The organism is Staphylococcus sp. GDB9P120P (genome assembly GCF_017893435.1).
Classification (GTDB): domain Bacteria; phylum Bacillota; class Bacilli; order Staphylococcales; family Staphylococcaceae; genus Staphylococcus; species Staphylococcus cohnii.
Map to the genome: position 1 here is coordinate 225,917 of NZ_JAESNB010000002.1, position 22,708 is coordinate 248,624.

The 22,708-nt window shown below is 30.9% G+C and carries 17 protein-coding genes and 1 pseudogene; 12 read left to right on the plus strand and 6 right to left on the minus strand.

The features are described from left to right. Positions 1-236: 236 nt before the first annotated feature. Positions 237-1,727: a glycosyltransferase gene (locus tag KA856_RS01065; protein ID WP_210138383.1), complete on the minus strand. Its 1,491-nt coding sequence runs from the start codon at positions 1,725-1,727 to the stop codon at positions 237-239. A gap of 198 nt (positions 1,728-1,925) precedes the next feature. On the opposite strand from KA856_RS01065, the gene KA856_RS01070 reads away from it, so the two are divergent. Next, positions 1,926-5,114 (plus strand): CDP-glycerol glycerophosphotransferase family protein, encoded by a 3,189-nt coding sequence (locus KA856_RS01070; protein WP_210138384.1) that lies wholly within the window; start codon positions 1,926-1,928, stop codon positions 5,112-5,114. Between the two features lie 1,142 nt (positions 5,115-6,256). On the opposite strand, the gene KA856_RS01075 is transcribed toward KA856_RS01070, so the two are convergent. Beyond that, the gene (locus tag KA856_RS01075) at positions 6,257-6,349 is read right to left on the minus strand and encodes a type I toxin-antitoxin system Fst family toxin (protein WP_107360142.1); all 93 of its coding nucleotides are present in this window, start codon (positions 6,347-6,349) and stop codon (positions 6,257-6,259) included. A 334-nt stretch (positions 6,350-6,683) separates the two neighbouring features. Here KA856_RS01075 and KA856_RS01080 point away from each other — a divergent pair, with 334 nt between their 5' ends. The 3 genes from KA856_RS01080 to KA856_RS01090 all read left to right on the plus strand — a co-directional run bounded on the left by KA856_RS01080 (position 6,684) and on the right by KA856_RS01090 (position 8,998). Then, complete coding sequence (locus tag KA856_RS01080) at positions 6,684-6,917, plus strand: YrhK family protein (RefSeq protein ID WP_187345541.1); 234 nt, start codon at positions 6,684-6,686, stop codon at positions 6,915-6,917. Between the two features lie 702 nt (positions 6,918-7,619). Further along, entirely contained in the window at positions 7,620-8,555 is a 936-nt protein-coding gene (locus tag KA856_RS01085; protein ID WP_210138385.1) for a low temperature requirement protein A, read from the plus strand. A gap of 254 nt (positions 8,556-8,809) precedes the next feature. Further along, positions 8,810-8,998 carry a hypothetical protein gene (locus KA856_RS01090; protein WP_210138386.1) on the plus strand — a complete coding sequence of 63 codons (189 nt, stop codon included), beginning with the start codon at positions 8,810-8,812 and terminating at the stop codon, positions 8,996-8,998. Positions 8,999-9,248: 250 nt separating this feature from the next. Here the strand turns inward: KA856_RS01090 and KA856_RS01095 are convergent, their stop codons facing one another. Beyond that, positions 9,249-9,803, minus strand: a complete 555-nt coding sequence (locus KA856_RS01095; protein ID WP_210138387.1) for a TetR/AcrR family transcriptional regulator — start codon at positions 9,801-9,803, stop codon at positions 9,249-9,251. A 150-nt stretch (positions 9,804-9,953) separates the two neighbouring features. Here KA856_RS01095 and KA856_RS01100 point away from each other — a divergent pair, with 150 nt between their 5' ends. After that, a complete protein-coding gene (locus tag KA856_RS01100; protein WP_210138388.1) occupies positions 9,954-10,631 on the plus strand; it encodes an SDR family NAD(P)-dependent oxidoreductase in 678 nt (225 codons plus the stop codon). Between the two features lie 567 nt (positions 10,632-11,198). Here KA856_RS01100 and KA856_RS01105 read toward each other — a convergent pair. Then, complete coding sequence (locus KA856_RS01105) at positions 11,199-11,564, minus strand: cupin domain-containing protein (protein WP_070038787.1); 366 nt, start codon at positions 11,562-11,564, stop codon at positions 11,199-11,201. Between the two features lie 14 nt (positions 11,565-11,578). Next, positions 11,579-12,532: an NAD(P)-dependent oxidoreductase gene (locus KA856_RS01110; protein ID WP_210138389.1), complete on the minus strand. Its 954-nt coding sequence runs from the start codon at positions 12,530-12,532 to the stop codon at positions 11,579-11,581. Between the two features lie 275 nt (positions 12,533-12,807). On the opposite strand from KA856_RS01110, the gene ahlS reads away from it, so the two are divergent. Together ahlS and KA856_RS01120 are read left to right on the plus strand one after the other, a co-directional pair. Further along, a complete protein-coding gene (ahlS, locus tag KA856_RS01115) occupies positions 12,808-13,656 on the plus strand; it encodes an AhlS family quorum-quenching N-acyl homoserine lactonase (protein ID WP_019469224.1) in 849 nt (282 codons plus the stop codon). A 15-nt stretch (positions 13,657-13,671) separates the two neighbouring features. After that, positions 13,672-14,799: a zinc-dependent alcohol dehydrogenase family protein gene (locus tag KA856_RS01120; protein ID WP_210138390.1), complete on the plus strand. Its 1,128-nt coding sequence runs from the start codon at positions 13,672-13,674 to the stop codon at positions 14,797-14,799. Positions 14,800-15,119: 320 nt separating this feature from the next. Here KA856_RS01120 and KA856_RS01125 read toward each other — a convergent pair whose 3' ends face one another. After that, positions 15,120-15,896 carry a 3-hydroxybutyrate dehydrogenase gene (locus tag KA856_RS01125; protein ID WP_107385892.1) on the minus strand — a complete coding sequence of 259 codons (777 nt, stop codon included), beginning with the start codon at positions 15,894-15,896 and terminating at the stop codon, positions 15,120-15,122. Positions 15,897-16,112: 216 nt separating this feature from the next. Between KA856_RS01125 and KA856_RS01130 the strand changes: the two genes are divergently transcribed. The 5 genes and pseudogenes from KA856_RS01130 to KA856_RS14030 all read left to right on the plus strand — a co-directional run. Continuing rightward, a complete protein-coding gene (locus tag KA856_RS01130; protein ID WP_210138391.1) occupies positions 16,113-17,051 on the plus strand; it encodes a cation diffusion facilitator family transporter in 939 nt (312 codons plus the stop codon). A 215-nt stretch (positions 17,052-17,266) separates the two neighbouring features. Then, positions 17,267-18,103 carry a glucose PTS transporter transcription antiterminator GlcT gene (gene glcT, locus KA856_RS01135; protein ID WP_210138392.1) on the plus strand — a complete coding sequence of 279 codons (837 nt, stop codon included), beginning with the start codon at positions 17,267-17,269 and terminating at the stop codon, positions 18,101-18,103. Positions 18,104-18,287: 184 nt separating this feature from the next. After that, positions 18,288-20,303: a glucose-specific PTS transporter subunit IIBC gene (gene ptsG, locus KA856_RS01140; RefSeq protein WP_210138512.1), complete on the plus strand. Its 2,016-nt coding sequence runs from the start codon at positions 18,288-18,290 to the stop codon at positions 20,301-20,303. Positions 20,304-20,528: 225 nt separating this feature from the next. Continuing rightward, positions 20,529-20,606: pseudogene (locus KA856_RS14085) on the plus strand (YSIRK-type signal peptide-containing protein); the annotation flags it as partial. Between the two features lie 6 nt (positions 20,607-20,612). Next, on the plus strand, positions 20,613-22,708 hold a 2,096-nt coding region (locus KA856_RS14030), incomplete at its 3' end, for a fibrinogen-binding adhesin SdrG C-terminal domain-containing protein (RefSeq protein ID WP_348634780.1).

The window sequence follows — 22,708 nt, forward strand, 5'->3', positions numbered from 1 at the left end:
TAATGCTAGTGAAAGTTAAGTACGATTACATCTCATCTATTTATATTAATCTAAACAGTATTAAAAATGTTCAGAAAATATATCGAAAGAGACTCCTTTTAAAGGGGTCTCTTAATCGTTTCAAAATGTGTTTCAAATAACAATTATTATTAACATATTTTATCATATAATTAAAAAATCCATTTTACAAAACTGTCCAAGTACTTATTTAGGGGAGGCTATAAAAGATGGTACATTTATTTTTTTTCAAAAAGTTGACGCCATTCATTTTGAATTTTTTCGATTGAAAAATAATTTTCTGTCTTTTCTCTTGCTTTTTGGCTCATATTTTCTAATTTGTTTGGATTACTATATAAATATAGTATTTTTTTTGAAAGATCGTCTATATCACCCATTTTAACAATCAACCCATTTTCATTGTTATTTATTATTTCATCCGGTCCGTACTTGAAGTTATATGAAATTACAGGTGTTCCGCAAGACATGCTTTCTAAAATCCCTAACGAGAAGCCCTCCCTTTTAGAAGTTGTTAATGAAAACAAAGAATTCTTATAAACTTCTATTGGGTTATTAGTATACCCTTGAAATAAAATATTTTTTTCCAATTTATAAGTAGCGACTAATTTTTTTAAATTCTCTAATTCTTTTCCATTTCCATAAATCTCTAATGTAAGTTTTGGAACCTTATTTTTAATTAACTTGATAGCTTCTATTATATGGTTAATTTGTTTTAATCCAACTAACCTAGAAATTACTACTATTTTGTCCCTATTCAATTTATTATGTGACTCTAATAATGGAAAAGTTTTTATTCCATGAGGGATAACTTTAACCTTTTCAAAATGACCAAATCGATTAACTATATCTTCTTTCTGCTGTTTTGTTAATACTATTAATGAATCTATATGTTTAATATTTTCTATTGAGTATTTTACTGTCTTATCTAAATTCCCATTAGTGTCTAAATGATTAGAATGTAATCTAATGTATTTATTTATTCCTTTTCCTTTCATATTAACTAAGATTTCATCTGTATTTCGTGCGTCAGAAATAATGACAGAATCTTCATTATTATTGACGATTTGTTCTACAAAATAAGACTTTAATTGTCTATCACTTCTAAAAGAGTGAACTATTTGCCCTTTTTTTATTAAATCAACTTTAGTCGCTAACCCGTTTTCAGGATTTACTGTTTTACGTAAATAACAGCTACCAATACTATTATAAAAAGTCATTTGTCTAGGTCTATTTAAATTATAATCCATATATGATAGTTTACCTATATATCCTTCAGGAGCATAAAATTCTACTTTACTTCGATAATTTGCATTATTGAAGTAATCTATTTTTTTAATAGATTCATCATTTCTGTAAGATATATTTTTTTTTAATAACCCATTTTCATATATTTTAACAATGTCTTTACTGTCATTTTTTTCAATTATCGAATCATCATTTATTAGATTTTTATATGACTTGAATTTTGAGTCAACCTGATCTTCATTTCTAAAATAATCGTACATATTTATTATTTCAACTTTTTTGTTTACCTCGTATACATCATAAATATCTTCTATAATACTCTTATAATCGGAATTATAATTAAATGTCAGTATACAAGTTTCGTAACCTAATTCACTAAACATGCTAGCTTGTTGTAAATTAGCCTTAGTAAGGCCTCCTCGTTTTAGTTCTAAAGAATTAATCAATAAGTATATTTTTTTCAAATTCACACCTCTTTTTTAATAACAACATATATTATTCCTTTTATTTTGTCCGTGTTAAAGTATCAACTATTATTTATATATAATTTCTTTTATTATTATTATTTTATAACATTTCAGAAAATTAGATTGTAGACTTGAATGTAATAGTATATTCTATTTATATACTTATTATACTATAATTTAGTGAGGAGTACTATCATGCAATATATAAAACAAGAAGGCAATACACTTTATATTTCTTTCGATTCACAAAACGAAAACATTACAGGACTATATGTAAAAAACAGATTTAAATCTATTTTTTACAAATCAATTGATGAGTCTTTTAATTTTAAAATTGATTTAAATGAAGTATTAGACATCTTTAAAGAATTTAATGAAACTAAGATTTTCTTAACATTGGGAGTGTTAGAAAATAAGCGCAAGAAACAAAAAAATATAGAAGTTGCTAATGAGCATACATCTATTTATAATTTGGAGAAAATTTCAGATGGTGTCAATACAATTTATCCATATATTACTAAAAATGGATTTTTACATTTTACTATGACAAATCACACTCCATTAAAAGCATTTTTTTCAAGACGACACATTGATAAACTAAAATTCAATAATCATCAGGCGTTAATAAAAGGTCAATTCTCTATTATTAACTCTACAATTCAAAAAACTAGTCTTGTTTTGACAACACGTTTTACTGATAGGGAATCAGAAGTCTATTTACCAAGTACTATAGATAGTAAAAATAACAATACCTCTACATTTAATTTCTCCGTTGATATATACAACGAGTTAATAAAATTCATGAAGCATTCATTTATCATTGGAGATGTTATTGATATCTATTTAAAAATTGATATTCAAGAATCGTTTGTACCTTTAAAAATAAAAATAGGTAATCCGAGAATTTTAATAGAACGTTTTCTAAAGGGCGAAATTATTACGGATTATCAAAATGATATTATATCTATTACTCCTTACTTTACTATGAAAGGGCGAAATCTTTCATTTAGAATTAATAGATATACAATAGATAGTTATCTAACTTATATCGAAAATTTTAAAAAAACTAACGTAAAATTGCCTTTCCAAAAAAATCGTCCAAAAGTTTGGGTTATTGGGGAAAAATCTTATAAAGCTCAAGATAATGGTTTTCACTTTTTTAAATATATGCGGACACATCATCCAGAATTACCTGTGTATTATATTATAGAAGAAGATTCTAGCGAAGCCCAAAATGTTCTTCCTTTTGGTAATGTCATTTATTACAAATCCCCAGAACATTTCAACATTATGTTACAGGCAGATTATATATGTACAACACACCATCCAGAATTAATATTTCCTACCAATAGTGTAGTTTATACAAAAAAAATTAAAGCTACTAGAGTGTTTTTACAACACGGTGTGTTAGGTGCTAAAAATTTATCAAATATCAATGGTAACCAACTGAAAGATTTCAATGTAGATCTTTTTATCACAAGTTCTGAGAGAGAAAAGCAAATTGTTGTTAGAGATTTGAAATTTGATAGTGGTCAAGTTACTGTGACAGGTTTAGCTCGTTTTGACAATCTTTTTAATCCAAAAGTTACAACTAAAAATCAAATTTTAATCATTCCAACATGGAGAGATTGGTTAATCAACTGGGAACAGATAGTAGATTCAGAATACCTAGAAAGAATAAATCAATTATTAAATAGTCCTAATATTAAAAATATCGTGGATAACGGAAATGAAGTTATTTTCTGCCTACATCCTAATATGCAACCTTTCATTGAATTGTTTAATGTTCCATCGTATATTACAAGCGTTAAACAGGGTGATATCGATGTTCAAAAACTAATCCAAGAAAGTAAATTAATGATAACAGATTATTCAAGTGTTGCTTTTGACTTTAGCTTTTTAAATAAACCAGTAATTTATTATCAATTTGATAAAGATAGATTTTTAGGTAAGCAACCTTCACATCTTGATATAGAAAATGAATTGCCCGGTACTATAGTTAATAATCAACAAGATTTAGAAAAACAACTAAAAAAGATGATTATGAATAATTATCAAATCGATAAAAATGTTGAAATGAAAGCAAATCAGTTCATCAAATATCGTGATCAATACAACAGTCAAAGGATATTTGATGCTGTTCAAAATTACAAAACAACTAATCGATTAAAGAGTAAATTAAAATATGATATTTTATCTCAACATTTATTCAAACGCTTTAGAAAGAGTAAGAAATATTTTAACGTAATGGATAAATATAACTCAGCCATTTCCAAGGTAGTTCCAGTTAAAAAAGACCTGGTTGTGTTTGAAAGTAACGTAGGTAAATCTGTAAGCGATAGCCCAAAAATTATTTACGATAAATTAAAAGAATATAGTGACACTTACCAGATTATATGGGTGAGTAATCAACAATTTCCATTTAATGATCCTAATGTTACAACGGTAAAACGTTTATCACCAGAATATTTTCATTATTTATCCCGTGCAAAATACTGGGTGAATAACCAGAACTTTCCGCATTATATTACAAAACCTAAAGATACAATATATATCCAGACATGGCATGGCACACCACTTAAGAAAATGTTAAATGATGTTGAAAGTTTTGAAGGTAGAGACGCTAACTATAAAAACCGTGTTAATAATGCAATTAAACATTGGGATTATCTAGTTTCACCAAGCCCATACGCATCTAGATGTTTCAGATCAGCCTTTGAATTTCACAAAGAAATATTAGAAGTTGGCTATCCACGAAATGATATATTTTACAATAAAGATATAGCATATATTAATAATAAAAAGGAAAAAATCAAACAACGATTAGGTATTCAAGATGAACGTAAAATCATTCTATACGCACCAACTTTCCGTGACGATGAAATTAATAAAGCTAAAAAACATATCATTAACTTACACATTGATTTACAACAGATGAAAGAACAACTTAGTGAAGATTTTATTTTAATTCTAAGACCACATATTATTATTAGTAACGCTTTACAGTTAGATAGTTCTTTAGATGATTTTGTGATTAACGGCAATAAATATAATGATATCAGTGATTTATTCTTAATAACTGATATTTGTATCACTGATTATTCTTCCGTAATGTTTGATTTCGCTAATACAAAAAAACCTATGCTATTCTTTACTTATGATTTAGAGCATTATAAAAATAATTTGCGCGGATTTTATTTTGATTTTGAAAATGAGGCTCCTGGACCTCTTATAAAAACAAATGAATCATTAATAAAATCTGTTAAAAATATTGAACAAATTCAGCAAAAATATCAAATGAAGTATGAAAAATTTTATGATAAGTTTTGTTCATATGAAAATGGAACAGCTGCTCAAATTATTGTTCATAAATTTTTCAAATAATATAGAATTACCCTTTTAAATAAAACGAGCACAAACCATCTTATAAGATGGTTTGTGCTCGTTTTTTATTTTTCTATTTCGATACCTTCAATATTTTTAATAAGTCTTCTTCATATTCAATATTGATAGAATCATAAGAATTAGTTTATTTTAAACCTCGTATCTCATCAAACAATATGTAATTATTAATAACACTTTTTTCATTTATATCTTCTTAAAATCAAAATTCATAGGCTTGTCTCTTAAAAATTTTAGGAAACAAATCTTTGAAATATTATAATAAACCAAAGTACAACTTTTGGTGTTCAGTACAAACCCTTTTTAGCAGTTTTTCTTTTCTATAATCAAAATAACACTTTGCTTATTCATAGAGGTTATCCTCTTTTGCTAATACTTTTTCGTTTATACTGTTATCCTTTTTCTCTTCAGCTGTATCTTCATGTTGTACTTCTATTGGCTGTTCATTATCTTGTTTTGATTAGTATCTTTAGAATATTCTCTTATGAAGCAATCCCACACAATAAATTGAGTGGGGGTTATTATCTGTTTTCTCTCAAGACTCGTAGAAAAGACATTAAGTAGTATAAAGATTTAAAAAAATCAAAAAACAGACGTAGATAGAATTTGACAAATTTAATGTACTTTCTATGTTCAAAGTATTCATTATGGATTTGAAATCACCTTTTCATTTGGTTTGCTTATAGATATATAAGGAATAACTTGTATGTCATTATCACCACATATCCTCAAATTATTTTAATAGTTTCTACTGTCTTTCATAATACATTTCAGGAGTGACAAATGTTAAAATGGATTGGTTCCCTGGAGGATGATATAATATATTATTCATTATTTTGAATCTAATTTTTTATAAAAACTAGTAATACTTGAATTTTGATAAAAAGAAATTTCCATTTGCTAAGACAATATTATTCTTTTATAACCTTTTAAAAGCTCTTCATCAAAAAATATTAAAGTATTATATTTATTATATTTTACTGTGTCCATTAAGACTATGATTTTTTGCCTTCCTACGCACTATGATGTTATAATATAAATAACGAATAGAAAGTCCATAGATATACACCGAGCCTCAACCTATTGCCGTAGGTTGGGGCTCTTTATGTGATATGGATAGTCGCCTATTTATTGCGTTGGTTTAACCGATAGGTAAACCAAGCTACAATACATCCAGTTATCACAGGTGCAATAACCGTTACGAATAAAAAATCCACAGATGCTCACCTCCTTCCGTCGATAATATCGCCGGAAGTTAAGGCGACTTCATTATTATATCATCTGAATTACTAATTATACCCTTCAATATAACCGTTTTCAGCACGTAAATGTATGTGTAATTCTCCTTGTTTCGAACTTTCGTTAATTTCTTTAAGTTTTTCTCGCAAGCATGGTTGTTAAGTGAAACTATTTTATCTTGTTTCACACAACTGTCATAATAATATAAAATACACCATTAATTAAATTTCGAAAATTATTAATGAGGGGGAATGAATTATGAAAAGAATATCAAAACTAGGCTCTAACAATCAACATGAAGTCGATTTACAAATGAGACATGTGACTATTAAAATCAGTGCTATATATAAATTATTCTATCAATTAAATGATCTTTTATTAGGTATCATATTTTTGATTGGTAGTTTTTTCTTTTTTAATGAGAGTACAACTTTTTACGGCACAATATTATTTGTAATAGGTAGTATTCAAATGTTGATACGTCCTATTATTTCTATAATACATGATATACATATTAATAAAGTAATGGAAAATGAGAAAGAGTGAATATGATAGTTATTTAGATTTAAAGAATTTATGATGATAATCAAAAAGTGATGTGAGCATACTTGTATTTCGTGTTTGGCAAGATGAATATCTAAAAAGGACGCTCCTTGAGAATATTGATTAAAAGAAATTGCGGAGTTATATCATCAAGGAAGTGGCACAAAAATGAAGCAGAAAAATTAATTTTTAGAACATCAAAAAATTTAATTGAACAAAAAGATTATAGATCACGGACTTCAAACATTAGAAGAAAAAGTTAAATTGCTGGAAAACGATTAAGTGAATCGGAGAATTGTTAAATCAATTCGTCAAAACAAAAAGTCCTCACTTCTTTAATATGTCATGTACCCATTGCTTTAACGTTTGCTAGACTTAGTATTGATGATAGAGGTAAATTCTATAATTATGATAAATCATTATATGAAGGTGGCATATAACTACAGTACCTAAAATAGGTGAGTTGCTCATGTTAATTTCTGACACCTTAAAATAAAAATATACAGTTACAATATTACGTAAATAAGAAGTTAATTTTTTTAATTTCAATGTTAAAATAACAAAGAATTTTATAAAATCGTTTGTTGTATATGATAAAAAAAGAAATTATTAACTGGCAATGAATTATAAATTATAGATAATCAAACAGATAAACTGAGGGAAATTTTCCTGAATAATTAAAAGGTCAGGTTTAGGAGTGAAAAAATGAAGAAAAAAGAAGTCAGCATGACAGAATTATTTTTTGATTTAATATTTGTTTATATTTTATCTACGATTAATCAGACTGCAGAGGGCATTTCACATAATTTAATGTCTTTAGAAGAACTAGGAAAAAGCTTCATGCTTTTTCTCGTCTTTTTCTCTATATGGGTTTACCGTACTCTTTTAGTTAATAGGTTTTTCAATCAAAAATGGTATCAATACATCTTTGTATTTATAGATATGTATTTAATCGTTATATTGTCTAAAGCTATAAATAGCGATTTTCAACAAACATTTCTTCCATTTGTTTTAATGTCAGCTTTAGTATATCTAAGTGTTTTTATACAATACTTTATTAATTATAAATTTGCCAATACGCGAATAGATATGAAATTGGTTAAAGTGTATACGTTTGGTTTATTATTAACAATTATTCTTTCTATAATATCTATAATGTTGCCGGCACCGATTAATTTTGGCGTGTATTTTATAGGGATTTTTATCGTAGCAGTCTTTCCATTACTCTTTTATAAAACTTCATATCGTAACCCTATATTTTTTAACCATTTGACTGAACGATTAAGCTTATTAGTGATTTTATTATTTGGTGAAGGTCTAGTTTTATTAATACAAAATATTGAATTAGCCCGTTTAAATATTTTATATGTATTATGTTTCGCCTTTATTACGTGCTTATTTGTTATATATGTTCATCACTATAAATCAACAGATAAAAACACAACAAACAAAACAGGATTTACAACAATTTATGTACATTTATTATTAATATTTTCATTAGATATGATGTTTTTAATAATGAATAAACAGTTATCTAATGAACAACTGAATATATCTGAAATATATGGATTCATACTATTCTTAGTTTTATTTATAGCCAGTATATTAACAAATATAGGCTTGCATAAGCAGAAAGCATAAATTATTCTTTATACTTTTCTTGTTATAGTTCTTTAACTTTATAGAAAAAATATGAGTCAGATATTATATTAAAATAAATCGTAAAAATCTTTCATTATGAATGACATTATCATTTATTTTACTATTTATGGCTGTGGTTTTTTTTAGAAGCCTTCCTACAACAAAAAATAGGGCAGGCATATATGCTGAGAAAATCTATTTTGTTAGTGATAGATATTGGAATAAATCAATTTTGTTAAATTGAGTATTATAGGGTGATAAATATTCATCTTAATCAATTCGGTAATAAGATTGAAAAATTAGGTTTAGTAAATATATATGAAAAAAAGAATTTAAATGGTTTGTTATCATTAGGTTTCATATTAGCTGGTTTATCTTTTATTTATGATATGTTTTTTAAACAAGCAACCACAAAGGTTGAAGAAAATGGACGGAAAAACTAAGAAGAAAACCTTTTATAAAAAGAGTGTGAATTTCCACACTCTTTTCTTGTGCAATTGATAAAATTTTAATTCAATTACATTTTATGAAAGTTTAGACGCTATGAGAAGCATTTATTTGCATTCATAGATATTAAATCAAGATAATTTTTTTAACATTTGTTAAATCAAAGGATGTCCTTAATGCATACCTTTTTTCGCAACTTGAATCACTTATGCTTGTCGACTTTTTATTTTCAATAACTAAAAATGATTAAGCTTTCCCAATTATAAATAATGCAATTTTCTTAGCTAATGTTTCCTTCTCTGCCGTATTATTACTATCAACTAACTGTAATGCACCTTCATGAATCATTTGTGCAAAAATAGGAACAAATATGGCTTTTTCTCTATCTGCATAATTGTCGTTCAGGCTCTTTGATAAAACAAGTTTCAATTCTCTTAATATTTTTTCTCTCATTTGAGGTAATGCTAACCCAGCATAGCTGCTTCTGCATTCAATATTAGGTTCTTGATAAAAATCATGAACTGCTAAAATGAGTTGGCTTATATTTTCTTGATTAAAAGTTATATCAAATGAGATATAGTTTTTAATAGAAACTGTAGCAAAATCCTCCATAATATAGTCTATTAGATCATATTTATCTTCAAAGTGCGCATAAAACGTAGCTCTGTTTACTTGAGCACCTTTTGTGATATCTGCTATTGTTATTTTCTCAAAATCTTTTTTATTAACCAAACTAAAAAAGGCATTAATTAATGACTGTTTCGTATGTGTCATTCTCAAATTTTTTACTTTTTCTGCCATTTGAACCACTTCCTCAACGATTTAAAAGTTTTGTTGTTATAGCAACAATTAAGTATAGTTTGTTGATTGTTAAACTATTTTACTAACTGTATATTTTATTTATAGCAACATTTTGTTGCTTTAATATATCACAAACAAGGAGCTGCTTAAATGAAGACGTTTGTTATTGTAGGCGCAGGTACTGGTTTAGGACTATCACTAGCTAAAAAGTTTGGTTCTGAAGGATTTAGAGTAGCAGCTATCTCTCGAAATACTGAAAAATTAGAAGTTATTCAAGAAAACCTGAGTAACTTAAACATTGAGGCGAAAACTTTTACAGCTGACATCACAGACTTGGAAGCATTAAAACAAGCTATCCAAGCCATTAAAGTTGAATTCGGTTCTATAGATGTCATAGAGTTTAGCCCTTATGCAAAAGAAGATAGCTTTACAAATATATTAGAAACTACACCAGAGAGCATATCAGAAATGTCAAAAACTTATCTATTCCCATCAATTCAGTTAGTTAACGAAGTTTTACCAGATATGATAGATAAAGGAAGTGGATCAATCCTATTTACAACAGGTGTATCTACAATATTCCCCTTACCTTTTGCTGGAAATGCTGGCATTATAGGAGCTGGATTGCGTAACTATGCTGAAAATCTTTACAATGAGCTGGAAGATAAAGAAATAATCGTAAGACATCTTGCAATAGGAACAGTGATAGAACCTGGAACAATAGGTGATCCAGATTCTATTGCAGAGGCCTGGTATGATTTATACAAAGAAAAAGGGAAATTTGAAGAAACCTTTCCAAAAGGCATAAAAAAATTTGATGTTTCCTAAATAGTGTATCGCACTTAAAGCATTTTGCATTCCTACTCACTATGATGTTATAATATAAATAACAAATAGAGTGTTTACATGGTGAACACCGAGCCCGATAACTACGGACATAGTTATCGGGCTCTTTTTGGTGTATTTGGTTATGTCGCCGTCGTATTATTTATCACGTTCATTTAACCAATGTGAAAATAACGTGACCTATAACGCCTACTATAATAGGCGCTATAAGTACTACAAATAGAGTGTTTAACATGGTGTCACCTCCTTCCATGTTAGTTAAAACACAGAAGTAGAACGACGACTTCATTATTATATCATTGGTAAATATGTAAGCACATCTACTTCCCACAAGTTGAATGATATTAGTAAAATAGGGGATAAATGAAACAACAAAAAATATATAAGATTAAAAAGCATGTTAAAGAATATGAGGGCGCATATAAGTGTTATCAAAGTAAGTCAAATACCACTTGAGAGTCCTAGCCACTAAAGCAGACTTATAGCCCAAAAGAAAACCACCCGTAAAACAGGTGGTTTTAATTTTATAATAATTAAAATACATCGCGCTTATTGTGCACATTCATATGGGTTGAAGTCCAATGGCATTGGTGTAGCAAAACCTAACATGACAAAATCTTCATCACCAGTGTTGGTCATGCCGTGCGCATCTCCAGGGAATGAAACGAATATATCTCCGGCTTTAATGGGTTTTTGTTCATTATCATTTGTGAAAAAAGTACCTTCGCCTTGTAGTACAATCCAAACATCATCCGCATCTTTATGTGTGTGACAAGGTAATGATTGTCCTGGTTTAAGACACCAAACCGCACCAGCTGAATGTCGTGTTTCATAAAATATAGTTTTTTTCGCTGCGTCGTCAGAAAAATGTTGTAACTCATTTATTTTAAAAAAACGATTGGATGTTTGTGGCATATTTTTCACTCCTGTTAGTTTACAATATAGTTTGGTTGTTCACCGCTAAGTTGTTTCACTACGTTAGATGCTGCAATGTCAGCCATCATGTCTCTTGCCTCGAATGTCGCATTGCCAATATGTGGTGTGATAACTACGTTTTTCATTGATTTCAGTGCTTCAGTAATTTGTGGTTCAAACTCAAACACATCAAGTGCTGCACCTTCAATAATACCTTCTTCTAGTGCTTTTACTAATTCTTCTTCATAAACAATTGGTCCTCTTGATGCGTTGATTAAATATGAAGTTGGTTTCATTTTTTTGATCGCATTATAGTCAATCATGTGTTTTAACTTTTCATTATATGCGCAGTTTAAAGTTACAAAGTCTGAACGTTTTAAAAGTTCGTCTTGTGTAACATATTCTGCATTTAATTCAGCTTCTTTATCTTCATAACGTTTAGGGCCTGAATAAAGGACATTCATATCAAAACCTTTAGCACGTCTTGCAACGGCAGTACCAATTTCACCTAATCCTATAATACCAATTGTTTTACCAGATACTTCACGTCCTCTAAAGAATAACGGTGACCAACCGTTAAATCCTTCATTACGGCAAAGTTGATCTCCTTCAGGAATACGTCGAGCCACAGCAAGTAAAATACCCATTGTTAACTCTGCAGTTGAATTAGTTGAAGCAATGGGTGTGTTTGTCACATTGATATCGTGTTCACGCGCAGCTTCAATATCAATATTATTGAAACCAGCACCATAGTTAGCTATGATTTTTAATTTTGGTGCAGTTTCAATAACTTTTCGGCTCACGTTAGTAGATAATAAAGTGATTAATGCATCAACGTCTTTAATTTTTTCTATTAATAATTCTTCGGAAATTAGGGTTTCACAAGTATACATATCTACATCAAAATGTTGTTCAAGTTGTTTAAGCCCAGCTTCTGGGATAGCACCTGCGATAAAAATCTTCTTCATAAAAATCGTCTCCTCCTATAATGTGAAAACGTTCACAATATTTAATTTAAGTTTAGCATTATTTAGTGTTTTGGGTATGTAAAAAGTGCCAAAGTATGATGTGTGTTTTGTGTGATATGGACAAATCGCATTTATACGTAGAAAAGTGTCAAAAGTTGATTAAATCTCAAGTGAAAATAATAATACATTTTTATATAAGTGTTGAGTGTAAATATTAGTATATTTATGGAAAACCCTTACATTTTAGTGTAATATTATACTAAGAGGTGATTAGTATGGTGAATATAAAAAAAGAACGTATGAAAATTTATGTGTTGGATAATGGGCGTATGAAAATGGATAAAAATTTAATGATCGCAAATTCAAACCAAGCGACATTAGATAATCCAAATAAAGAAAATGAACTACATGAATTTCCGATTTATACCGTTTTTATAGATCATCCTGATGCTAAGATATTATTTGATACTGCTTGTAATCCGAATTCAATGGGCGAGGAAGGACGATGGATTAATGCAACACAAAAAGCTTTCCCTTATTTTTCTGATGAATCATGCCACTTACCAAATAGACTAGAACAATTAGGTGTCGATCCTAAAGATGTGGATATAGTAGTAGCTTCCCATTTACATCTTGATCATGCTGGTTGTTTAGAATATTTTACAAACGCAACTGTTATTGTTCACGATGATGAATTCAGTGGTGCAATGAAGTGTTATGCGCGTAATCAACAAGAAGGTGCGTACATTTGGAGTGATATCGATGCTTGGATTAAAAGTGATTTGACTTGGCAAACTATAGCGCGAGATCAAGCACATCTAAACCTTGTAGATGGTGTGAAAGTACTCAACTTTGGTAGTGGACATGCCTGGGGAATGATTGGTCTGGAAATTGAAACTGAAGAATTAGGGACACTCATCTTAGCTTCTGATGCCATTTACACACAAGAAAGTATGGAACCTAAATTACAACCACCTGGTATTCTTTATGATTCAGTTGGATGGGCAAATTCTGTGGAATATATTAAACGTCTTGCTCAAGAAAAGAATGCTGAAATTTGGTTTGGACATGATGGTAACCAATTTGAATCTTTTAGAAAGTCTACGGATGGTTATTATGAATAAAGGATGTGTGAAGCAATGAAGACAAAAGCAGCAGTATTATATGAAATGGGTGTTGAAGGCCCTTATGAAAAAACAGAGCCTTTAAAAATAGAAACTTTAAACCTTGATGCTCCAAAACAAAATGAAGTGCTAATTAAAATTCATGCCGCGGGTTTATGTCACTCTGATTTGTCAGTGATTAATGGGAGTCGTCCAAGACCAATGCCTATGGCGCTTGGCCATGAAGCTGCAGGTGAAATTATAGAATTAGGTGAAGGCGTTAGTGATTTTGAAATTGGAGACCACGTTGTCTGTACTTTTATCCCTAGCTGCGGTAAATGTATACCATGTCGTGAAGGAAGACCTGCATTATGTGAAAATGGTGCAGCTTCTAATGAGAAAGGTGAAATGATAGAAGGTGGATTCCGCTTATCTAAAGAAAAAGATGTTATACACCATCATTTAGGTGTTTCTGGATTTTCAGAATATGCTGTGGTCTCAGAAAATTCAATTGTGAAAATAGATCCAGAAATTCCTTATGAACGAGCAGCAGTGTTTGGTTGTGCTGTCATTACAGGTATAGGTGCTGTTATAAATACAGCTCAGATTAGACCGGGTAGTAACGTCGCGGTAGTGGGTCTTGGAGGCATTGGACTAAATGCCATAATAGGTGCAAGACTGGCTGGTGCTAATGAAATTATTGCCTTAGACATTAACGAAGACAAATTTGAAATTGCTAAAACTTTAGGTGCGACAGCAGTGTTTAACTCAAGTGATGAAAATGTGATTGATGATGTTAAAGCATATGTAACAGGTGGTGCTGAATACGTGTTTGAAACAGCAGGTGTGGTACCTGCAATGCAAGTAGCATATGCGATAACAAAACGTGGTGGTTCAACAGTGACCACAGGTTTACCTGATCCAAAAGCAGAATTTTCATTTCCACAAGTAACTTTAGCTGCTGAAGAGAGAACGGTTAAAGGTTCATATGTCGGAAGTTGTGTTCCTGATCGTGATATACCAAGATTTGTAAACTTATATCGTCAAAACAGACTTAATATTGATCCATTAATCAGTGATGTCATCTCATTAGATCAGATTAATAAAGGTTTTGATCAATTAGGAAATGGCGATGCCGGTAGAATTATTATTAAAATGTCTTAATTAATGATTCAAATATAATAGGTAACAAGGTTATAAATAATGACATGGTTGGGACTCATTTTGACAATTAAATGAGTCAAGTAACCTTAGATTAGTTAAAACAGTATTCAATTCATGAACCTATATAAAAATTGACAGTGGCGAGATAGATAACACAAGCTTTAACACATGCGGTGAGTCTTCGGTTTGTCTGCGCGTAATGTGCGCGCATGCTCTAATATATAGTTGTACCGTTGCAAAACTGATTTGGATTTATAGTATAAAAAGACGATGACTTTACAAATTTTAAGTAAAGTCATCGTCTTTGTTATTGTTAAAAATTATTGTGCTGTATAGCCGCCATCAATTACGATTGATTGTCCAGTGACACTTTGAGCTTTATCACTAGCGATGAACACAGCATAGTCAGCAACTTCTTGAATATTCACAAGTTGTTTTTGTGGAATGAGTGGGAATAATACTTCTTCTAATACTTGTTCAACACTCACATTTCTTGTTTTGGCAAGGTCGTTCATTTGGCCTCGAACAAGTGGTGTATCGATATATCCAGGACAGATTGCATTGACTGTCACACCATCTTCAGCTGCCTCTAAAGCTGTAACTTTTGTTAGACCAATGATGCCATGTTTGGCACTGTTATAGGCAGATTTGCCAGAAAAACCAACGAGCCCGTTGATCGAAGACATATTTAAAATTCGTCCATATTGTTGTTTCTTCATTATTGGAAGTACATGCTTTGTCATAATAAATGTACCAACTAGCATAATATCTATCATTTGTTTGAATTTATCAGTTGGAAAATCTTCAATATTTGCCACGTTTTGCAAACCTGCGTTGTTAATTAAAATATCAATCTGGCCATACTGTTTTACGGTTTCATCTACTAATGCTTCTACATCTTTTTCATTAGAAACATCAGCAGTAACACCCATACAATCAAAGCCATTTGCTTTAAATGATTCAACTGCATGATTTAATGCTTCTTGATTAATATCGGTAAATACAACTTTTGCACCTTCATTTAAAAACACCTTAGCAATTTCCAACCCAATGCCACTCGCTGCACCTGAAATGATTGTAATTTTGTCTTTTAACATATATTTGCCTCCCTTTTGCATATCATAATTAGCTTACATTTGTTCAATGGATAAGTAAAATGAATGGTTTAATTGCGCTATAGCTATTGTTTATGGAAAATTATAAAACCAAGACAATTCAATAATAAATATATTTTAATTAAAAATAATAGTATAAATTATTTGGGGGAGAGGGTATAATTTAGAGTAGCTAAAGTAAATGGGGGGCTAAAGTTATTGAGTAGAAGAGAATATTTTCATCATGTTGATCATCGGAAAAAGCAACAAAACTCTAAGTTAACACTGTGGATAACTTTCTTTATTACACTGATATTTACCATAGTAGAGTTTGTTGGTGGCGTACTTTCAAATTCTTTAGCATTGTTATCTGATTCGTTTCATATGTTAAGTGATGTTATCGCATTAAGTTTGTCAATGGTTGCGATATATTTTGCAACGAAAAAACCTACGTCACGTTTTACATTTGGCTATCTGAGGTTAGAAATATTAGCTGCTTTTTTAAATGGTTTAGCGTTATTGATTATTTCATTATGGATCCTGTATGAAGCAGTTAAACGTATGATTTATCAGCAACCAATTGAAAGTGGTGTTATGGTTATCATAGCCACGATTGGTTTATTCGTTAATATCGTTTTGACAATCGTTCTTGTACGTTCTTTAAAACAGGAAGACAATATTAATGTTCAAAGCGCATTATGGCATTTCATGGGAGATTTATTAAACTCAATCGGTGTTATCGTTGCCGTTGTGTTAATTCACATAACAGGATGGCAGATGATAGACCCACTCATCAGTATCGTTATTTCCTTAATTATATTACGCGGTGGATGGAAAATTGCTAGAAATGCTTGGTTTGTATTAATGGAAGCTGTACCTGAAAAGTTCGATACAGATAAAGTGATTGCTGACATGAAAAGTATAAAAGGGATTGATGATGTTCATGAATTTCATTTGTGGAGCATAACCACAGAACATTTTTCCTTGAGTGCCCATGTTGTACTGAGTAGTCAATCAGAGATTGAATCGTATGAAGTAATAAATAATGTTTCTAAATTATTGGAAAATAAACACAATATCAAGCACACAACATTACAAATTGAAAACCTTAGCATCAATAGTCATTCTAAGACGTATTATGAAAATTTGAAATCATAAATATTGAGTGTTTGCAGAAACTTAATTTGTTGAATGTTTGATTATATAGACAGAGAAAAGTACAACGTTTAAACAAGCTTTCAGTATCGCGCTATAGAAACGTACTAAGTCTTTTTATAAAATATGATTATTTTGAAGGCCCATACATCTTCTTAGTTTTAATTTGTTAAAATACACTATATAATTTTAAGCAATAACTAAGAAAGGTGTATATGATGGATCAATATCAAATTACGAAACCATTAAACAATAATGTTATTATTTGTATGCATCAAAAACGTGAAGTGGTCCTTATCGGCAAAGGGATTGGGTTCAATAAGAAACCAGGGATGGTTGTTGATGATGAGACAATGATAGAAAAAGTTTATGCGTTAGAACAGAAAAAGCAACAAGAACATTATAAAGCACTTATTGAACAAGCTGATGATTCTGTCATTCAAGCGATTATTGAGGCAATTAATATGATTACTAGCACAGATTTAGAAATTGATGATAATCGTTTAATTGTAGCATTAACCGACCACATTATATTTGCATATAAACGATTAAAGCAAAATCAATACATTAACAACCCTTTTGCAATCGAAACGAGACATCTATACCCTGAAGCTTATAAAATAGCTGCTTCGGTTATCTATAAACTCAATTCGGTATTGTCACTCCAATTTCCAGAAGATGAGGTTGGTTTTATAGCACTACATATTGCATCTAATATGGAAAAACTAACAATGAGCGAAATGACTAAAATTAATGATTTAATCAGTAAATGTATTCAAATTGTGGAGCATGATTTACATCAACCTATTGATACGACATCTGTACAATATCAGAGATTTATTAGACATATTCAATTTTTAATTAGAAGACTGAGCATAGGCGAAACGATTAAGTCGCAAACCGAATTTGAAAAGATGTTGAAAGCGCATTATCCGCTGTGCTATAATGTTGCTGTCAAGATAATGAAAATGATGCAAAAACAGTTAGGTGTCACAGTATATGAAGCAGAAGTTATTTATTTAACGTTACATATCAGCCACTTAACACAACAATAAATAAGCACGTGTAACTGATTCGATCAGGCATGAGTACTTAGACAGAGCAAAAGCTCAGTTTATTTACTCATGCCTTTTTTTGTGTCTTTAACCTTGTTTTGACGCAATATATAGGAACTTATAATGTATTATGTTTTTGTACATAAACGTTATATAGTTTCTTGAAAATGGAGGATACTAAATGATGTGGAAGAAATTTTTTGGTCAGCTTCAACGTATTGGTAAGGCTTTAATGTTACCTGTGGCCATCTTACCAGCAGCGGGTTTATTGTTGGCTTTTGGAACAGTTTTGCAAGGAGAAGTTTTACAATCTTACCTTCCATTTATTAAAGCAGATGGATTTCAACATGTTGCACAAATGATGGAAGGTGCAGGGGTTGTCATTTTCGATAATTTACCAATGATTTTTGCATTAGGTGTGGCTATTGGTTTAGCTGGCGGAGATGGTGTAGCTGCGATTGCTGCATTTGTAGGATTTATGATTATGAATAAAACCATGGGAGCATTTTTAGGTATTACAGCAGATAATGTCAGTGATGCTGCTAGTGGTTATGCAAATGTATTAGGCATTCCTACCTTACAGACAGGTGTGTTTGGTGGGATTATCATTGGTGCACTTGCTGCATGGTGTTATAACAAATTCTATAATATTTCATTGCCAAGTTATTTAGGGTTTTTTGCTGGTAAACGTTTTGTGCCGATTATGATGGCAACGTGTTCTTTCATTCTTGCATTTCCAATGGCATGGATTTGGCCAACCATTCAATATGGTTTAAATGCATTCAGTGAAGGTCTCTTAGAATCAAATACAGGAATAGCAGTATTTTTATTTGGTTTTATTAAACGTTTGTTAATACCATTTGGTTTACATCATATTTTTCATGCACCTTTTTGGTTTGAGTTTGGGAGTTTTAAAAATGCGGCTGGACAAATTATTCATGGAGATCAGCGAATTTTTATTGCTCAAATCACTGAAAATGTACCACTGACAGCTGGTAAATTCATGGGTGGAGAGTTCCCAGTAATGATGTTTGGACTACCTGCTGCTGCTCTAGCAATTTATCATTCAGCGAAGAAAGAAAATCGTAAAGTGGTTGGTGGTCTGATGTTATCAGGTGCCTTAACATCATTCCTTACGGGTATTACAGAACCGTTAGAATTTTCATTCTTATTTGTAGCGCCGCTCTTGTTCTTTATTCATGCAGTGCTAGATGGATTTGGCTTCTTAATTATGTACTTATTGAATGTACATTTAGGCTATACCTTCTCAGGTGGATTTATTGATTTCTTACTGTTGAACATCTTACCTAATAAGACAGCTTGGTGGCTTGTTATTCCAGTAGGCTTAGTTTATGCAGTGCTTTATTACTTTATATTTAGATTTATTATCAAAAAATTAAATTATAAAACGCCTGGTAGAGAAGATAAAGAAATGCAAAATAATTCTGTATCAGTGAGTGAGCTACCGTTTAAAGTTTTAGATGCGATGGGTGGGAAAGACAATATTAAACACCTTGATGCATGTATTACACGTTTGAGAGTAGAAGTTAATGAAAAAGCTCAAGTAGATGTTGAAGGTTTGAAACAGCTAGGTGCTTCAGGCGTACTAGAAGTAGGCAATAATATGCAGGCAATTTTTGGACCAAAATCAGATCAAATTAAACATGATATGGCACAAATTATCGCTGGTAATATTACAAAACCAGAGGAGACAACGGTTGAAAGTGAAGCTATGAATGAATCAGTTACAGTCGAAGGTGAAACGATTTATGCACCACTTAAAGGTCTTACAGTACCGTTAAATGAAGTGCCAGACCAAGTATTTAGTGATAAATTAATGGGTGATGGTCTTGCGATTTATCCGGATAATGGAGAGGTTGTGGCACCATTTGATGGCACAGTGGAGTTAGTCTTCCCTACCAAACATGCGATAGGTTTAAAATCTGAATCAGGTGTAGAAGTGTTAATTCACTTTGGTTTAGAGACTGTTGGATTGCAAGGGGAAGGTTTTACAGTACATGTAGATTCTGGAGAGACGATTGTAAAAGGTCAATCACTTATGACTGTAGATTTAGACTATATTAAAACGCATGCGAAAAGTGACATTACGCCTATTATCGTAACTAATTCAGGAGAACACGAGATTAAAACAACACATGACGGTGCAGTCGACATAGGAGAAGTGTTAATTAAATTATAATATATATAAAACCTCTTAATTCACAATATAGTGCAATTAAGAGGTTTTTTTGTGGCAAAAATACAGTATTAAAATAATTTAGTATTATGAGAATAAATATTTAAAATTAATAATTTTAATACAAATCAGTAATGGACTGTTTAATTTTTTTAAAAAAACAAATATACAAAGTCTTTTAATTTTTTTATCATGTTGTATAATAATGTTCCTGAGGAGGGAATTATTATGAATAAAAAATATGATTTTACAACTTATAAATTAAATAAGTACACTATTAGAAAATTTTCTATCGGTACAGCATCTATATTAGTGGGGGCAACTTTAATATTTGGCATGAGCCAAGAAGCTAGGGCTGATGAAGATAGTTCTGCACAAAATAAAGATGTTGATTTAGAATCATTAGAAGAAGGTTCAAAAAGCAGTACAGAAAAGTTACAAGGAGAGGACTTAAATAGACAGCCAAGTGACCTAAATACACAGAATCCAGATAATTCGACCAATACTGGATATACATCATCATCAGAAGCCGATCAATTAGATGAAATGGGAAATACTAATTCAGAAGAAATAGAAAATTCAAATAATCAAACAACAAATCAAGATAAATTAGTAGAGAAACAAGTGGGAGCAAAGGAAGTAAATGATAATGAGAAATTATCATTTAAATCAGATAATAAAATTACAAATAAAGAAGCAGAAGATAATGAAATTGCAGAAAAAAAAGCAAAAGATTCAAATAGAAGTGTGTTAAATCAAGATAATGAAGTTAAAGTAGAAGAAAATAAATCATTTAGAGAAGCGGCGACTCCGAACTATAAAGAGGAAAATAATAAAAATGAGGTAGTAGAATCTGCAGAAGGCACAGAAGTGCTAAATCCAGAAACATCAAGAGAATCAAATTATGTAAATAAAGAAGCAGATGAAACAAAAAAACCAAGTACAGAAGATACTAATTATTCCAATGTTGTAACAAAACCAAATACAAATTCTTTACGTGCGAATAATTCCAATTATGCTAGTGAAACAAAGGGTTCTACCGTGAACGATAAGATTAAGATTGATAGTTTTAATTTTAATAATAAACCTATCAATCCTAATAATAGTGGATATGCGAATATGAACGTAAACTTTTCAATAGAAGGAAATGTTAGAGAAGGAGATTATTTCACTTTTATATTACCGCATAATTTGACTGGAGACGGTGACATTGATTATAGCAGTGTTGACAACGTGATGCAGTTACCCGATATTAAAAACAGTAAAGGGCAAGTAGTTGCAAAAGGAAATTATGATACTACTAATAAACAAGGAACGTACACTTTTACTGATTATGTAAATAATAAAAAGAACATTGCAGGGAAATTTGATATACCACTATTCACAGATAGAAAAAACACACCATATAGCGGTAATTATCCGGTAGAGTTTAATATAGCGGACAAAACATTTGATTCTTCAATAGATATTAATTATGGAAGTCCTGTATACGGTCAACCGGAAAGTTATGGCGCAAATATTACATCATTTATAACAGAAATTGATAACGCTGTAGGAAATAATAGATATAAGCAAACTGTATACGTAAACCCTAAAGGTAATGAAATATATAATTCAGTAGTGACATTAAAAGGATACCATGATGATCCAAGTGAAAGTAGTACAGTATTAAATCTGAATGATAGTAATGTAAAAGTATATGAAGTTAAAGATAATACTAAAATTACCGATAGTTACTATATTGATCCTCAGGATTCAAATTATACAGATGTCACCGATGATGTTCTGCCATATATAAAAGATAATGGTAATAATACAGTAAGTATCGATTTTGGCAACATTAATAAAACTTATGTTATTACTGTAGATGGTAAATATAATAATAGTGGTAAAAATGTTAAAACCAGAGTAATTGAATCTAATACTGATCGTTATGGAATTAGAGATAGTGTATACTATTGGGATAATGAAAATATAATAACTAATGGTTCAGGTGATGCGGACGGTGACGATGACGACACAGATGCCGATAGCGATGCGGATGCCGATAGCGATGCCGATAGTGACGCTGACGCGGATAGCGATGCTGATAGTGATGCGGATGCGGACAGTGATGCGGATGCGGACAGTGACGCTGACGCGGATAGTGATGCGGATGCGGACAGTGATGCTGACGCGGATAGTGATGCGGATGCCGATAGTGACGCTGACGCGGATAGCGATGCTGATAGTGATGCGGATGCGGATGCCGATAGTGACGCAGATGCGGATAGTGACGCAGATGCGGACAGTGATGCGGATGCCGATAGTGATGCGGATGCCGATAGTGACGCAGATGCGGACAGTGATGCGGATGCCGATAGTGACGCTGACGCGGATAGTGATGCGGATGCGGACAGTGATGCGGA